Origin of the sequence: Pseudomonas sp. AD21 (assembly GCF_002878485.1) — a bacterium.
In the GTDB taxonomy this organism is placed as follows: Bacteria; Pseudomonadota; Gammaproteobacteria; order Pseudomonadales; family Pseudomonadaceae; genus Aquipseudomonas.
In genome coordinates this window covers 78776-94275 of record NZ_NQYG01000005.1, presented here as the reverse complement: position 1 = coordinate 94275, position 15500 = coordinate 78776, and the positions used below count along the sequence as shown (strand labels likewise).

Annotated in this window: 13 protein-coding genes; 5 read left to right on the top strand and 8 right to left on the bottom strand. The window is 59.1% G+C overall.

All coding sequences use genetic code 11. The features are described 5' to 3' along the window. Nucleotides 1–398 precede the first annotated feature (398 nt). Nucleotides 399–2360 carry a choline transporter BetT gene (gene betT, locus PseAD21_RS04730; RefSeq protein ID WP_178082089.1) on the top strand — a complete coding sequence of 654 codons (1962 nt, stop codon included), beginning with the start codon at nt 399–401 and terminating at the stop codon, nt 2358–2360. 24 nt (nt 2361–2384) lie between these two features. On the opposite strand, the gene PseAD21_RS04725 is transcribed toward betT, so the two are convergent. After that, on the bottom strand, nt 2385–2645 hold the full coding sequence (locus PseAD21_RS04725) for a hypothetical protein (RefSeq protein WP_025110994.1): 261 nt from the start codon (nt 2643–2645) through the stop codon (nt 2385–2387). 320 nt (nt 2646–2965) lie between these two features. Here PseAD21_RS04725 and PseAD21_RS04720 point away from each other — a divergent pair, with 320 nt between their 5' ends. Then, nucleotides 2966–3367 (top strand): type II toxin-antitoxin system HicB family antitoxin, encoded by a 402-nt coding sequence (locus tag PseAD21_RS04720; protein WP_102354691.1) that lies wholly within the window; start codon nt 2966–2968, stop codon nt 3365–3367. Nucleotides 3368–3466: 99 nt separating this feature from the next. Here PseAD21_RS04720 and PseAD21_RS04715 read toward each other — a convergent pair whose 3' ends face one another. Then, complete coding sequence (locus PseAD21_RS04715; protein WP_102354690.1) at nt 3467–4507, bottom strand: LacI family DNA-binding transcriptional regulator; 1041 nt, start codon at nt 4505–4507, stop codon at nt 3467–3469. A 206-nt stretch (nt 4508–4713) separates the two neighbouring features. On the opposite strand from PseAD21_RS04715, the gene PseAD21_RS04710 reads away from it, so the two are divergent. From PseAD21_RS04710 to mgrA, 3 genes are all read left to right on the top strand, one after another. Continuing rightward, nucleotides 4714–6939, top strand: coding sequence for a TonB-dependent receptor (locus tag PseAD21_RS04710; protein ID WP_102354689.1), 2226 nt, complete (start codon nt 4714–4716; stop codon nt 6937–6939). Between the two features lies 1 nt (nt 6940). Next, on the top strand, nt 6941–8260 hold the full coding sequence (locus PseAD21_RS04705; RefSeq protein WP_102354688.1) for an LLM class flavin-dependent oxidoreductase: 1320 nt from the start codon (nt 6941–6943) through the stop codon (nt 8258–8260). 195 nt (nt 8261–8455) lie between these two features. After that, nucleotides 8456–9493 carry an L-glyceraldehyde 3-phosphate reductase gene (mgrA, locus tag PseAD21_RS04700; protein WP_102354687.1) on the top strand — a complete coding sequence of 346 codons (1038 nt, stop codon included), beginning with the start codon at nt 8456–8458 and terminating at the stop codon, nt 9491–9493. A 73-nt stretch (nt 9494–9566) separates the two neighbouring features. Here the strand turns inward: mgrA and PseAD21_RS04695 are convergent, their stop codons facing one another. The 6 genes from PseAD21_RS04695 to tauA form a co-directional block, all read right to left on the bottom strand. Continuing rightward, on the bottom strand, nt 9567–10769 hold the full coding sequence (locus PseAD21_RS04695) for an ImmA/IrrE family metallo-endopeptidase (protein ID WP_102354686.1): 1203 nt from the start codon (nt 10767–10769) through the stop codon (nt 9567–9569). A 3-nt stretch (nt 10770–10772) separates the two neighbouring features. Beyond that, nucleotides 10773–11450 carry a hypothetical protein gene (locus PseAD21_RS04690; protein ID WP_102354685.1) on the bottom strand — a complete coding sequence of 226 codons (678 nt, stop codon included), beginning with the start codon at nt 11448–11450 and terminating at the stop codon, nt 10773–10775. An 83-nt stretch (nt 11451–11533) separates the two neighbouring features. Next, the gene (tauD, locus tag PseAD21_RS04685; RefSeq protein WP_102354684.1) at nt 11534–12406 is read right to left on the bottom strand and encodes a taurine dioxygenase; all 873 of its coding nucleotides are present in this window, start codon (nt 12404–12406) and stop codon (nt 11534–11536) included. A gap of 142 nt (nt 12407–12548) precedes the next feature. After that, nucleotides 12549–13388 (bottom strand): taurine ABC transporter permease TauC, encoded by an 840-nt coding sequence (gene tauC, locus PseAD21_RS04680; protein WP_102354683.1) that lies wholly within the window; start codon nt 13386–13388, stop codon nt 12549–12551. Next, complete coding sequence (gene tauB / locus PseAD21_RS04675; RefSeq protein ID WP_102354682.1) at nt 13385–14179, bottom strand: taurine ABC transporter ATP-binding subunit; 795 nt, start codon at nt 14177–14179, stop codon at nt 13385–13387. The genes tauC and tauB overlap by 4 nt, the downstream gene beginning before the upstream one ends. Nucleotides 14180–14195: 16 nt before the next feature. After that, complete coding sequence (gene tauA, locus PseAD21_RS04670) at nt 14196–15173, bottom strand: taurine ABC transporter substrate-binding protein (RefSeq protein ID WP_102354681.1); 978 nt, start codon at nt 15171–15173, stop codon at nt 14196–14198. Nucleotides 15174–15500 lie beyond the last annotated feature (327 nt).

The following is a 15500-nucleotide window of genomic DNA, read 5'->3' as shown; positions in this document are numbered from 1 at the left end:
GCGCAACTCTTTCTGGCCTCTTCGCGAGCAGGCTCGCTCCCACACGGGATGTGTGATCGACACCAACCCCCTGTGGGAGCGAGCCTGCTCGCGAATGGTTTCAGGTCGAATCGAGATAATGGCATTCAGCCAATTCTCCAGTGAACGAATCGCCTCTGATCCGCGTCATACCCCTCCTTGGGCTACTGTAGGAAAACTACCGCCTAGCCCTGCGATTAGTCCTTACCACCCTATCCATGTTTAACTTGAACGTTCATTCAAGTTAAACCGGTGGTTCGCTGCCCGCTCACAACAGGAGGCTTGCCTTTGCTGAGTCCGATCATTTCAGCCACGTTTCAACCCCTCGAGGTGCACCGTTCATGAGTGCATCGTCCACCCCCGCCAGCGGTCTGGTACGCATGAATCCGCCGGTGTTCTATTTCGCCGCGACGGTCATTCTGCTGTTTGGTCTCGTTGTCATCGCCATGCCGGAGCAGGCTGGAGCCTGGTTGCTGGCTGCGCAAAACTGGGCGGCCAACACGGTCGGCTGGTACTACATGCTCGCGATGACGCTGTATCTGGTCTTCGTGGTGGTCACCGCGTTATCGGGCTACGGCAAGATAAAACTCGGTGCCGACCACGACGAACCCGAATTCAGTTACCTGTCCTGGGCCGGCATGCTGTTCGCCGCCGGGATCAGCATCACCCTGTTTTTCTTCTGCGTGTCCGAGCCGCTGACGCATCTGGCCCAACCGCCACAGGGCGAAGCCGGCACCGCCGATGCGGCGCGCCAGGCGATGCAGATCCTGTTTCTGCACTGGGGCCTGCACGGCTGGGGCGTGTTCGCCTTCGTCGGCATGGCCCTGGCGTACTTCGCCTACCGGCATAACCTGCCGCTGGCCCTGCGTTCGGCGCTGTATCCGCTGATCGGCAAACGCATCAACGGCCCCATCGGCTATGCGGTGGATGGCTTCGGCATCATCGCCACGGTGTTCGGTCTGGGCGCCGACATGGGCTTCGGTGTGCTGCACCTCAACTCCGGCCTGGATTACCTGTTCGGCATCGCCCACACCCAGTGGATTCAGGTCGGTCTGATCACGCTGATGATGGGCGCGGCGATTATTGTCGCCGTCTCCGGCGTCGACAAAGGCGTGCGGGTGATGTCCGACATCAACATGCTGCTGGCCTGTGCGCTGCTGCTGTTCGTGTTGTTCGCCGGCCCCACCCAGCACCTGCTCAACACCTTGATCCAGAACCTCGGCGACTACCTCGGCGCCTTGCCGATGAAGAGTTTCGACCTCTACGCCTATGATAAGCCAAGCGACTGGCTCGGCGGTTGGACGGTGTTCTACTGGGCCTGGTGGATCGCATGGTCGCCGTTCGTGGGTCTGTTCATCGCGCGGATTTCCCGTGGCCGCACCATCCGTGAATTCGTCTTCGGCGTGTTGCTGATTCCGCTCGGTTTCACCCTGGCGTGGATGTCGATCTTCGGTAACAGCGCCATCGATCAGGTGCTCAACCACGGCATGTCGGCGCTGGGCATGTCGGCCCTCGACAATCCGTCGATGAGCCTTTACCTGCTGCTGGAAACCTACCCATGGAGCAAGACCGTCATCGCCGTGACGGTGTTCATCAGCTTCGTGTTCTTCGTCACCTCGGCCGACTCCGGCACCGTGGTGCTCTCGACCCTCTCAGCCAAGGGCGGCAATCCGGACGAAGACGGGCCGAAATGGCTGCGGGTGTTCTGGGGTGCGATGACTGCGCTGGTGACCAGCGCGTTGCTGTTCTCCGGCAGTATCGATGCGCTGAAGTCGGCGGTGGTGCTGACCTCGTTGCCGTTCTCGATGATCCTGTTGCTGATGATGTGGGGCCTGCACAAGGCGTTCTATCTGGAGTCGCAGAAACAGATCGCGCAACTGCATTCGCTGGCCCCGGTGTCCGGTTCACGTCGTGGCAAGGGTGGCTGGCGTCAGCGCCTGAGCCAGGCCGTGCACTTCCCGTCACGCGACGAGGTGTACCGCTTCATGGACACCACGGTGCGTCCGGCGATCGAAGAAGTGACGGCGGTATTCGTCGAAAAGGGCCTGAACGTGGTCACCCAGCCAGACCCGGCGCATGACAGCGTCAGTCTGGAAATCGGCCATGGCGAGTTGCATCCGTTCATCTATCAGGTGCAGATGCGCGGCTACTTCACGCCGTCGTTTGCGCGCGGTGGCATGGGTTCCAAGCAACTCAACAACCGCCGCTACTACCGTGCCGAAGTGCACTTGAGCGAGGGCAGTCAGGACTACGATCTGGTGGGTTACACCAAGGAACAGATCATCAACGACATCCTCGACCAGTACGAACGCCACATGCAGTTTCTGCATCTGGTGCGTTGATCGTGAACTGAGCGTCGGGACGTTCTACGACTCGGCGCTCAGTACCATGAACAACACCATCGCCGCCATCGGCACCCCGAACACCGCACTGCCCACCGCAATTTCCGACCCCAGCGGCTGCCCGGCATGCACCACGCCCACCGCGCCATTGATCACCGTCAACGCCAGCCACAGCGCGGCGAAGCTGTAGGCCAAAGTCTGCCGACTGAAGCCGATTCGCTCGCCGATGTAGAGCATCAGGGCGAGCAGGACCAGGCCGAAGAAGATGATGATTGCGGTGTGCATGGAGGATTCTGCCTGCTGGATATCTGTCGACGGGTCTGACGCCTTCGCGGGCAAGCCCGCTCCCACAGGTTTTTGTGTGAATACAAGAACTGTGAACGACGCCAATCCCTGTGGGAGCGGGCTTGCCCGCGATGGGGCCACCTCGGTGTCTCCTTGAGCATAGTCAATTCATCCCGCCGTTGGTCCTCAGCGCAGGCGTGTTTTCTTTGATCGACTAATATTTATCCAAGTGTGTATGGTGTGTATCACGATGCATGCTTAAGCCCGATATTGGAAACGAAAGTCCTTTAATGGACATGTCAGAGGAAGGATTCACTTACATGAAATTCCCGGTCGTTCTGCACAAGGATGCCGACTCAGACTACGGAGTGATCGTCCCGGATGTACCGGGCTGCTTCTCCGCAGGCGCAACGGTAGCCGAAGCTTTTGAAAACACTCAGGAAGCGCTGGCCTTGCACTATGAAGGGCTGGTTGCAGATGGCGCACCGTTGCCTCGAGTTCAGGACATCGATGCCCATCTCGACAACCCGGATTACGCGGGCGGAATCTGGGGTGTGGTGGACTTTGATATCACTCCCTATTTCGGCAAGTCGGTGCGCTTCAATGCCACACTGCCAGAGCAACTGCTGGAGCGTATTGATCAGACTGTCCGACGTGATCAGCGCTACCGTTCCCGCTCCGGGTTTCTGGCGGCTGCTGCGTTGCGTGAATTGTCAGCATAAAGAAGCTTGTGTAGAAGCAGGCTGCGAATTTTGGCTTTGTTTTTCAGAAACCAGATCAAAAGCTCGCAGCCTGCGACAGCTCCTACAGAGATTTGTGGATCAGGTGCTTTCACGTTCGATGACTGTGCATTGCAACAGACTCAGGCGTTGCACATCATCTTCGACGGGCAACACCCCGAGGCTTTCCAGCACTCGCGTTGCCGCCAGTACGCCAATCTCCAGCGCCGGTGGTTTGATCGTGCTCAGGCTCGGCAGAAGCATCTCGGCGAAAGGGTAATCGCCGAAGCCGAGGACGGCGCAGTCTTCGGGGATTTTCAGGCCGGCACGCTGCCCCGCGAGCAGGCCCCCGGCGGCGAGGTTGTCGTTGGCGAAGATGATCGCGTCGGGGCGTGGTGAGGTATTCATCAACGCCTCCATGGCCTGTTTACCCGCCTCGAACGGCGCACGGTCGGCATCCGGGGCAAACACCCAAGGCGTCAATCCCGACTCAAGCATCGCCGCGGCATAACCATCGCGCCGCTCCAGCGCACTGAAGTCGCCCGGCGCGCTGTTCTGCACGAACGCGATGTGTCGATAACCTTTGCCGTGCAGATACCGCGCAGCGCTGACGCCGACTTCGACGTGGGAAAAACCGATCTGCATCGGCTCGCGTTCCGGCTGGTAATCCCAGGTCTCGATCACCGGAATGTCCGCCTCGGCGATCATCTTTTCGGTTCCCGCGCTGTGGAAGTGACTGGTCAGCACCAGCGCTGCCGGCGACCAGCCGAGAAACGCCCGCACGGCGTTTTCTTCCTGTTCGGTGCTGAAGTAACTCGATGCCAGCAACAGCTGATAACCGTGACGGCTGAGGGTGTCACTGAAGCCTTGAATGGTGTTGGCAAAGATCGGCCCGGAGATGTTCGGGATCACCATGCCGACGATTTTCCCACGCGCCGAAGCCAGGCCGCCGGCCACCAGATTCGGCACGTAACCCAACTCGGCCACCACGGCAGCAATTCGCTCGCGCCGTTCAGGTGAAACCTGTTCCGGCTGATTGAAATAACGCGAGACAGTGATCGCTGACACACCGGCTTGGCGCGCCACCGCATTCAGCGTCACGCGTCCGGCTCCACGGCGTTTGCGCGGCTTTTGATCGTTCAAGGCTCAATCCTTTGTAAAAACCAAATCGCATATAAAAGTAATTTTTCAGTATTGGACGCTCTATGCAGAGCTTGCCAATACTGTCGATGGTAGCGCTAACAAAGCGCGCTGTCTGCTACTCGCTCGAGCGAATGCCCAAGACATCGATACAGGCGCTGTCGTCGCAGAACGGCAGCGGTTCAGGGGCATTTTCGAGCGGGCACACCATGCACAACATTCCTGGGGCGACACACAAACTGGCGCAATCGATTCGCGCTGTGGGCTGGCTGTTTACCGGGCTGGCAGCGTTGCCGCTGGCCGATGCTTTTGCGGCTGACAGCACGGATCAAGAGCCGACCCTCAAATCCGTCACGGTGACCGCCCCCCGCCGCGAAGAGTCGCTGCAAAAGGTCCCGGTGGCGGTCTCGGTGATCGATGGCGAACAGCTGGAAAGAGATAATCGCAACGGCGTGGCGAGCATCGTCCAGCAGGTACCGTCGCTGAACTTTCGTACCGGGGCATCGAACAAGGACACCTCGTTATTCGTGCGTGGCGTCGGTACTATTTCCACCTCGCCCGGCGTCGAACCGACCGTGGCCACGGTGATCGACGGCGTGGTGTATGCGCGGCCCGGCCAGTCCACGCTTGATCTGCTCGATCTGGAGCGCGTCGAAGTCTTGCGCGGCCCGCAGGGCACGTTGTTCGGCAAGAACGCCTCGGCCGGCGTGCTAAATATCACCAGCAAGGCGCCGACTGCCGAGACCCACGGCTACATCGATCAGTCGTACTACAGCGGCAACGAAAGCCGCACCCGTTTCGGCATTGGCGGCAGTCTGATTCCGGACACCTTGAAGGGCTCGATCAGCACGCTGTTCGGCAGCTACGACGGTAACGTCGATAACCAACACAATGGCCAAGAGGTCAACGGTTACAACCATCGCGGCGTGCGCGGCAAACTGGAATTCACGCCGAACGACGACGTCACCTTCACCCTGATCGCCGACTACATGCAGTCCCACGACGACGCCCCCAACGGCGTGGTCAGTAAATCCCTGACCCCGGCCTTCGCCAACGCGCTGAGCCCGGTCAATGCGACCAGCCACAATCGCGATATCAACACCGATACTCGTACCCACGTCGAAGACACCAACAAGGGCTTGTCCGGCCAGCTCGACTGGCAACTCGGCGATTACACCCTGACTTCGATTACCGCATGGCGCGGCTGGGACAACACCCAATACCAGGACGGCGACCGTCTCGGCACAGTAACAGCGGCGTTTCCCGGCACGGCGGACAAGGGCGATCTGGCCTTCGATCAATACTCGCAAGAGCTGCGTCTGGCCTCACCGAAAGGCGAGTTCCTCGAATACGTCGGCGGCCTGTTCTACATGCATGGCAAGGACGACGAGACTTATCAGCGCACGCTGACGACCACCGCGCGCACCGACCGCGGTATCGCCGATTACAGCACCACCAGCGACAGCTACGCAGCGTTTGGCGAGAGCACGCTGAACTTCACTTCGAACTTTCGCGGCATCGCCGGCCTGCGCTACACCCACGATGATCTGGAATACGATCACCGCCGCGTCTCCACTTCGGCGACCACGGTCAGCGGCATTCAGCCGGCTACCAGCAGTTCCGGTTCAGTGGACGAGGATGGCTGGTCCGGCCGCCTCGGTGTGCAATACGACCTGAGCGATGCGGTCACCACTTATCTGACCTACTCACGCGGCTACAAAGGTCCGGCCTACAACGTGTTTTTCAATATGCAGCCGCGCGACACCGAGGCGCTGAAACCCGAGACGTCAAACACTTGGGAGGCCGGTATCAAAGCGACGAGCTGGAATAATCGCCTGACCACCAACCTGGCGATTTTCCACAGCGACTACGACAACTATCAGGCCAACTTCTTCGACACTGTCGCCGGGCAGGTGGTGACGCGTCTGATCAACGCCGGCAGCGTCAGCACTGAAGGCGTCGAACTCGACTATGCCTTGCAGGCCACCCAGCAATTGAAGTTCTCCGGAGCGCTGGCCTACACCCGCGCACGCATCGATGAGTTCGCTTGCCCGGCGGGCGCGGCGGCGTCGTGCAACGTCAACGGCAAACCGCTGCCGTTCAGTCCGGACTGGAAAAGCTACGTGCGTGCCGACTATACGATCCCGCTGGATAACGGCCTGGATATCGAACTTGGCACCGACTACAGCTGGCAAAGCGAAGTGCAGTACGACATCAGCCAGAACGCCGACACCAAGCAGGGCGCCTACGGGATCTGGAATGCCAGCGTGGCGCTCGCCGATTACAGCAACGGCTGGCGCGTCGCATTGCTCGGCAAGAATCTCGCCGACAAGTCTTACTCACCCCTGCTCGCGAGCGGCGGCAACTACATCTATCGCGCCGTGCCACGGGATGACGAGCGTTACTTCGGCGTGCAACTGCGCAAGGATTTCTGAGATGAGCAGACAGTTGAAACTCGGCGCGTTCCTAATGGCCACCGGGCACCATGTTGCGGCGTGGCGTCATCCTGATGTGCCGGCCAATGCCGGGCTGGATTTCGCCCACTACAAACGGCTGGCGCAGATTGCCGAAGCGGCGAAGTTCGATGCGCTGTTCGTCGCCGACAGCGTGGCCGCGCCGACCCAGGACATCGCCAGTCGTATGGCGCGCTCCGATCACTTTGAACCGCTGACGTTGCTCTCGGCGCTAAGCGCGGTCACCGAGCACATCGGCCTGATCGCCACGGCAACCACCAGTTACAACGAGCCCTATCACGTCGCCCGAAAATTCGCCTCTCTCGATCACCTGTCCGGCGGCCGTGCCGGTTGGAATCTGGTGACTTCGGATAACGCCGCCGAAGCGCTGAATTTCGGTCGTGATGAACACATCGGCCACGCCGAACGTTACAGCCGAGCTCGCGAGTTTCATCAGGTAGTGACCGGGCTCTGGGACAGTTGGGGCGACGATGCTTTCCTGCGCGACAAGGCCAGCGGTGCGTATTACGACCCTTCGAAGCTTCACGTTCTGGATCATGTCGGTGAACATTTTCGGGTAAAGGGGCCGTTGAACATTGCGAGGTCGCCGCAAGGTCAGCCGGTGGTCGTGCAGGCCGGCTCGTCCGAGACCGGTCGTGAACTGGCAGCGCAGACCGCGGAAGTGGTGTTCACTGCGCAGACCTCATTGGCAGGTGCGCAGGCGTTTTACGCTGACCTCAAGGAACGCTTGCCCAAATACGGACGCAGCGCTGAGTCGCTGAAAATCATGCCCGGTGTTTTTGTCGTCGTCGGGCGGACAGAGGAAGAAGCACAGGACAAATATGAAACGTTTCAGCAATTAGTCGAACCCGAGGTTGGCGTCGCGTTGCTTGGGCGTATGCTGGGCAACTTCGATTTGTCGAAGTACCCATTGGACGGGCCGCTACCGGAGTTGCCGTTGACCGACAGTGGCCAGCAAAGTCGGCAGAAATTGCTGACCGAACTGGCGGGGCAGGAGAACCTGACGCTTGCAGGGTTGGGCCGCAAGATCGCCGGCGGCCGCGGTCATTACAGCGTAGTGGGCACGCCTGCGCAGATTGCCGACCGCTTGCAGGAGTGGTTCGAGCAGGGCGCGGCGGATGGCTTCAACGTGTTGGTGCCGCACCTGCCGGGCGGGCTCGAAGACTTCGCCAATGGCGTTGTCCCGGAGCTGCAGCGGCGTGGGCTGTTCAGAACCGAGTATGAAGGCCGGACTTTGCGCGAGAACCTGGGCCTCGCCCGGCCTGTAAATCGCTTCGCATGATTGGTAGAGCTTTTGTGGTGAGGGGATTTATCCCCGACCGGCTGCGAAGCAGTCGTAAAACCAGCGAACTCGGTACACCTGATTCACCGAAGTTTCAGGTTTTGGGGCGGCTTCGCCACTCCTCGGGGATAAATCCCCTCGCCACAGAAGAGTGTTCGACTTCAGATGACGAAAAGACAGACAAGAGAGGATTTGATGACTTACACCGCTGCCGAAAACCGCTACGACTCCATCCCTTACCGCCGCGTCGGCCGCAGTGGTCTGGTGTTACCCGCGCTGTCGCTGGGCCTGTGGCACAACTTTGGCGACACCACGCCGATCGACACCCAGCGCGCCCTGCTGCGCACGGCGTTCGACCTGGGCATCAACCACTTCGATCTGGCCAACAACTACGGCCCTCCGTACGGCAGCGCCGAGATCAATTTCGGTCGCCTGCTGCGTGAAGACTTCAAGCAGTACCGCGATGAGCTGATCATCTCGAGCAAGGCCGGTTGGGACATGTGGCCCGGCCCCTATGGCCAGGGTGGCGGTTCGCGTAAATACGTGCTGGCCAGCCTCGACCAGAGCCTGCAACGCCTGGGTCTGGACTATGTGGATGTCTTCTATTCGCACCGCTTCGACCCGGACACCCCGCTGGAAGAAACCGCCAGCGCCCTCGCCACCGCCGTGCAACAGGGCAAGGCGTTGTACATCGGCATTTCGTCGTACTCCGGGGTGAAAACCCGCGAGATCGCTGCGCTGCTCAAAGAGTGGAAAGTACCGCTGCTGATTCATCAGCCGGCGTACAACCTGCTCAATCGCTGGGTGGAAAAAGACCTGCTCGACACCACCGAAGAGCTCGGCACTGGCGTGATCGCCTTCACTCCGCTGGCCCAAGGTCTGCTGACCGACAAATACCTCAACGGTGTGCCGGCGGATGCGCGGATCAATCGTCCGGGCGGTGGTTCGCTGCAGGCTTCGCACTTGTCGGAGGCCAACATTGCGCACGTGCGCGCGTTGAATGAAATTGCCAAGCGTCGCGGCCAGAGCCTGGCGCAACTGGCATTGGCCTGGACCTTGCGTGATCCACGGGTGACCTCGGCGCTGATCGGCGCGAGCCGACCGGAGCAGATTATCGAGAACGTCGGGGCGTTGAAGAATCTGAGTTTCAGTGCCGAGGAATTGGCGGAAATCGACCGGTTTGCCCAGGAGGGCGGGATCAATCTTTGGGAGAAACCTTCGACGGCGGAGTGAGCCTCTCGGAGACACACAACTTCATTACGGCGAAACCTCTGGGAGTGAGGTTTCACCGTGATTCATTTGTAGTTTATTTTTTGCTGGGGAAACCGAGCACCTCTGCGGCCTCGCTGAAAGAAGTATCCCTTGCAGTCCTTTTTCGCAGTTGCATGTCGATCACCTGTGACTGATCTGGCAGGGCAAAGTAACCTTTATCCAAGCTGCACAGGCTTTCAAGCGTCGGCAGTGGCAGTCCCAGTAACTGCCTGAGTTGAGATCGAGAAAGAACTTTATGTTCCACAAGCATTTTCACGCCTCGCGCAATGAGCTGTGGCCTTTCAAAATCAAAGTCGGCGTCCATCGGCTCACCTTTGACCCAACCTCTTGCAGACCTAGCCTTCCACAATCTTGTTGTTGTGGTTTCGTTGATTATTTCCAGATCCTTGCATCTACGAACCATCGCAGCTACTGAGACTTTCCAGCGCGGTTTCAGCGCGAGCAAAGTATCCAGAGTCGGCCATCGAATTTCCCTCAGGAAACTTTCTGCTGGCATCAGAAATGCGCTGGCGAATCGATGTGCTTGCGACTCAAGCAGATCGTAGTTCGATTCGTATTGCTCTTTGGAAATATGTCGATGAAGAACGATATGTCCCAGTTCATGAGCCGCATCGAATCGGTTTCGTATGCCGTTTGCCTTATCTGCTACAAGGAGCACGTAAGGACGCTGATCCAGTTCATGCCAGTTTGAAACACCATCCATTTTCAGATGGCCCAGAGTGGTTCGTGTGCAGACGATACCTGCGTTTTCGAGTGTTTGAACAACATTGGGAATGGGTGCCGTCCCAAGCCCCCAGGCCTGCCGACATTCGGAGGCCATCCGTTCGATGTCCTCATCCGAAATCACCAAGCAGTTGCTTTCCTCCAAATGAGGAACGTTGACCGCGACGAACTCAAGACTCTCCTGAAGCTTGTATGAGATGTCTTGAAGCCATTCCAAACGTACTTCCGCTATTTCCCTAGCATTAGCCGTAGCGCTGACCTGAGAACGAAAGAAGAATGGGGTATCTTCATTCGTTACGATTTGCTCTTCGAGCAGCCAGTTTTCACTGACGCCGAAAACCTCACATAGTCGTTGAAAAGCATCGGCCTCAGGAACCTGAACCCCGTTCTCCCATTTAGAGATGTTTCCAGAGGCGCGCCCCACCATCTCGGCGAGTGCTGTCTGGGTAATGCCAAACGTGAGCCGTAACTGTTTGAGGCGTTCGGACTGAAAGCCCGCGACTCCAGTTCTCATGGTTCACCCCTTGGTTTTCTGCTCATCATCAATTTGATCTTCGACTATTTCGGCGCGGCGCATCTTATCTCGCAATTTCACCAATTCAATCGGTTTCGGATCAGTTGCCTGATTATCAGAATAGCTCTGGAGCAATTCTTCAAAGGTGCAATCCATGTGAAACCCGTTCCCGTTGAAATACGGAACCGCCATCATGATCGCGACAGGCTCTGATTGATCCGCGAAACGTGGAGGTGGCGCATGGACTACGACAAGAGCATGGATCAGTTGTTCGGTCACGGTGTGCTTCAGGCCGTCAATCCAATCCATTTGGATGGATGATAGCGATTCATTCAACGTCTTGAGTTCGTTGCGGTGTTTGGCGATCCGAATTTCTTTCTGCCAAGGCAATACGACCGCTGTGACGCGCATTTTTCCCAATTCCAAGAGGACATAGTTATGTCCTTTAGGATCTGTAGCCTTGATGATTGGATTCCAACGTTTCATCCCTGCCAAAGCTTCTTGAACAAGTGAGTGGCGCAAATGGCCACGTAAGTCTTCCGGAGGCGTGTGAATCAAGAGGTCTTCGACTTCCTTTGCGGCTTTTTGAAATGTTTGCGGAATCAACACTCCAAGCTCGTCGAAGAATTCCCGGTCAACCTGCGCACGAATGAAGTCTTGAATTTCTTCTTTTGTGACCATGCTATTCACCACTCACTAATCGGTAAGCGGATTTTTACGGCATTTTTATTCGTTATGGAAGTGAAGACTGTTTTTTTATACAGCTAAGCTGATGGGCGGTCGTGTAGGTTAATGTCAGCGAAAAACGGCACATCCCCCAACACTGTCGCCCGCTGCATCACCCGCCGCGCCGGGCGGTAGTCATCCACCGCGTAATGCTGGGTCACGCGGTTGTCCCAGAATGCAATGTCGTCCTTCTGCCAGCGCCAGCGAATGGTGAATTCCGGCCGTGTTGCGTGGGCGAACAGATGTTTCAGAATCGCCTCGCTCTCGGTTTCCGACAGCCCGTTGATCTTCGAGGTGAAGCCTTCGTTGACGAACAAAGAACGGCGCCCGCTCACCGGATGGGTGCGGATCACCGGGTGCGACAGCGGCGGATTCTTGCGCCGTGCTTCTTCCCACTGCGCCAGGGCTTCGGGCGTATTGCCATAGCGCTCCAGTGGGAATGAGCGGGTGAAATCGTGAGTCGCGGTCAGCCCTTCGAGCAAGGTTTTCATCGGCGCCGACAGTGCCTCATACGCGGCAATCCCGCTGGCCCACAAGGTGTCGCCACCAAACTCCGGCAGCAGCTTGGCGCTGAGTACCGCGCCCATCGCCGGGGTCGGCAGGAAGGTCACGTCGGTGTGCCAGATCGCGTTGTCGCGCACATCGGTGACGGCGGTGTCGAGGATCAGCACTTCGGGCTGCTCCGGCACATTCGGGTAGATCGGGTGAATGTGCAGGTCGCCAAAATATGCAGCGAAACGCGCCTGTTGCGGCGGCTCAATCGGCTGGTTGCGGAAGAACAGCACTTGATGTTTGAGCAGCGCCTGCTCGATGGCGTCGCGCTGTTCCAGGTTCAACGGCTGACTGACATCGACGCCGCTGATCTGTGCGCCGAGGGCCGAACTTAAGGGGGTGATGGTCAGGCTGCTCATGGTCTTTCTCTTCGAATTCGGGGTTCAAGCTTTCGTAGGAGTGAGCCTGCTCGCGATTGCAGACTGGCAGTCAATGCTGTGGTGAATGACACACCGCAATCGCGAGCAGGCTCACTCCTGCAGGGGATTCACATGAACGTTGTCAGTGGGCCTGGCCGTGCCACGGCACTAGCTTGCGCTGCAGGGCGCGCAGGCCCATTTCCATGGCGAAGGCGATCAGGGCGATCACCAGAATCCCCAGCACCACCACATCGGTGACCAGGAACTGCGCGGCCGACTGCACCATGAAGCCCAAACCGCTGGTGGCGGCAATCAGTTCGGCGGCAACCAGTGTCGACCAGCCGACACCCAGACCAATGCGCACCCCAGTGAGAATGTCCGGCAGGGCGCTGGGCAAGATCACATGGCGGATCAGTTGCGCGCGGGTGGCGCCCAGCGACTGCGCGGCGCGCAGTTTGGCCGGGTCTACGGTGCGCACGCCGGTTGCGGTGGCGATGGCAATCGGCGCGAAAATCGCCAGGTAGATCAGCAGCACTTTCGACAACTCGCCGATGCCGCACCAGATCACGATCAACGGCAGATAAGCCAGTGGCGGGATCGGGCGGTAGAACTCGATCAGCGGATCAAGCACGCCACGGGCGACGCGGTTGGCGCCGATGGCGATGCCCACCGGCACGGCGGTCAGGATCGCAAAACCGAGGCCCAGACCGATGCGGCTCAGGCTTGCGCCGAGGTGCTGCCACAACGTTGAATCCATGTAACCGGTAGTCGCCAGCAACCAGCCTTTTTGCAGCACGGCGGACGGTGGTGGCAGGAACAGCGGTTCGATCAATCCAGTGGCCGTCACCGCCCACCAGATGGCCAACAAAGCGAACAGCGTCAGCAGGCTGATCCAGCGCGTGCTGAGGCTGCGGCGTACGGGAATCACCGCCGAAGCGCTGACGGGTTTTACCGCAGCCGAGGAAACGTCGTAACTGCTCATGCGCGCTCCTGCCGCTGAACGGCGCTGCGTTGCGAGAACACTTTGCTCAGCACGTGCTCGCGGGTTTCGATAAAACGCGGATCGGATTTGATCGCGCGGGCGGACTCGCCGGCGGCGTAACGCTGACCGAAATCCAGGTGCAGACGCTCAACGATCTGCCCAGGATTCGGCGCGAGCAGAATCAGGTCAGTGGCGAGGAACACCGCTTCTTCAATGTCATGGGTAATCAGGAAAACCGGCTTGGCGGTGCGCTGCCAGACTTGCAGCAACAGCTCCTGCATCTGTTCGCGGGTGAATGCGTCGAGGGCCCCGAAGGGTTCGTCCATCAGCAGCACGCGCGGGTCGGCAGCGAGGGCGCGGGCGAGGCCGACGCGTTGTTTCTGGCCACCGGAAAGCTGCCAGATGCGGCGGCTTTCGAAACCGGAAAGATCGACCAGCGCAAGCATTTCGCGGGCGATCCTTTCGCGTTTCTCCTTGGCGACACCGGCCAGCTCCAGACCAAACGCCACGTTGGCCAACACGTCCTGCCATGGCAACAAAGCATCGTCCTGGAACACCACGCCACGTTCGGCGCTCGGGCCTTTGACTGGCACGCCGTCGAGGGTGATGCGCCCGACGCTGGGTTCTACGAAACCGGCAATCAGGTTCAACAGCGAAGTCTTGCCACTGCCGGACGGGCCGAGGGCGACCAGCAATTGCTGAGGCCCGAGGGTCAGGGAAATGTCCGCCAGCACCGGTGCAGGGCTGCCGGGATACTGTGCGCTGATGCGCTCCAGCTGTAGCAAGGCCATCGCAGTTAACTCCCGATCAGTTGGTGATGTATTTGGCGCTGACGTACGGCGCGTAATCCGGCAGCACGGCTTCGACTTTGCCTTGCTCCTTGAGGAACGCGGCGGTGTCGGTAATGGCCTTGGTGGTCGGCGCACCGAGGGTGATCACCTGATCAGCCGCCAGCGGGTAGACGTTGCCTTGCAGCAGCAGCGGAATGTCGCTGGCCTTGGCGCCGGAGAGTTTCACCAGTTTGTCGACGTGGGACTGATCGGCGAGCCAGGTTTTCGGATCCTTGCGGTAGTCGGCGTAGGCGTCGAGGGTGACCTTGGCGAACGCGGTGACGATGTCCGGGTGCTTCTCGGCGAAGTCCTTGCGCACGATCCACGCATCGAAAGTCGGTGCACCGAACTTGGCCAGCTCGCCGGAGGTGATCAGCACCTTGCCGTTCTCCTTGGCCACGCCCAGCGCCGGATCCCACACGTAAGTGGCGTCGATGTCACCGCGTTTCCAAGCGGCAATGATTGCTGGCGGGGCGAGGTTGAGAACGGTGACTTTCGACGGGTCGATGTTCCAGTGCTTCAACGCCGCGAGCAGGCTGTAGTGACCGGTGGACACGAACGGCACGGCGATTTTCTTGCCGACCAGATCCTGCGGAGTGTTGATCCCGGAACCGTCGCGAGCGACCAGCGCTTCGGCGGCGCCGATCTGGGTGGCGATGAGGAAGGTTTCCACCGGCACCTTGCGGGTGATCGCAGCGGTCAGCGGGCTGGAACCGAGGTAACCGATCTGCACGTCACCGGAGGCGATGGCGGCGATGATGTCGGCGCCGTTGTCGAACTTGCGCCAGGCGATATTGGCTTTGGTGGCTTTTTCGTAAGCGCCGTCGGCCTGGGCGACTTTCGCCGGGTCAACGGTGGTCTGGTAAGCAACGGTGAGGTCGGCGGCCTGCGCCAGAAAGCTCGCAGCAGCCAGAGAGGCCACGGCCAGCAGGCGAAGCGGGAAATTCAGTTTCATTGAACAGCTCCATATCAGGCGACCGACGATCGGCGTGATAGGAGACTAAATGATCTAAGAAACTAAAAATAAATAACTTTTTAGACTTAGCTTATGAGCGGAAAAATCTAAGAGCGGGGGGGAGATGGTGGGCGTTTCGGACTTAATCGTTCGTCATTAGATCTTTGCCCCCTCACCCCAGCCCTCTCCCCCAGGGGGGCGAGGGGAAAGGGAGCCAATCTTTGTGCTTTTCAAGGCCTGAGTTCGACGCGGTATTTCAGGTCGGCGTACTTCGCATCAACACCGCGTTCAGTCCCCTCTCCCTCTGGGAGAGGGTTAGGGTGAGGG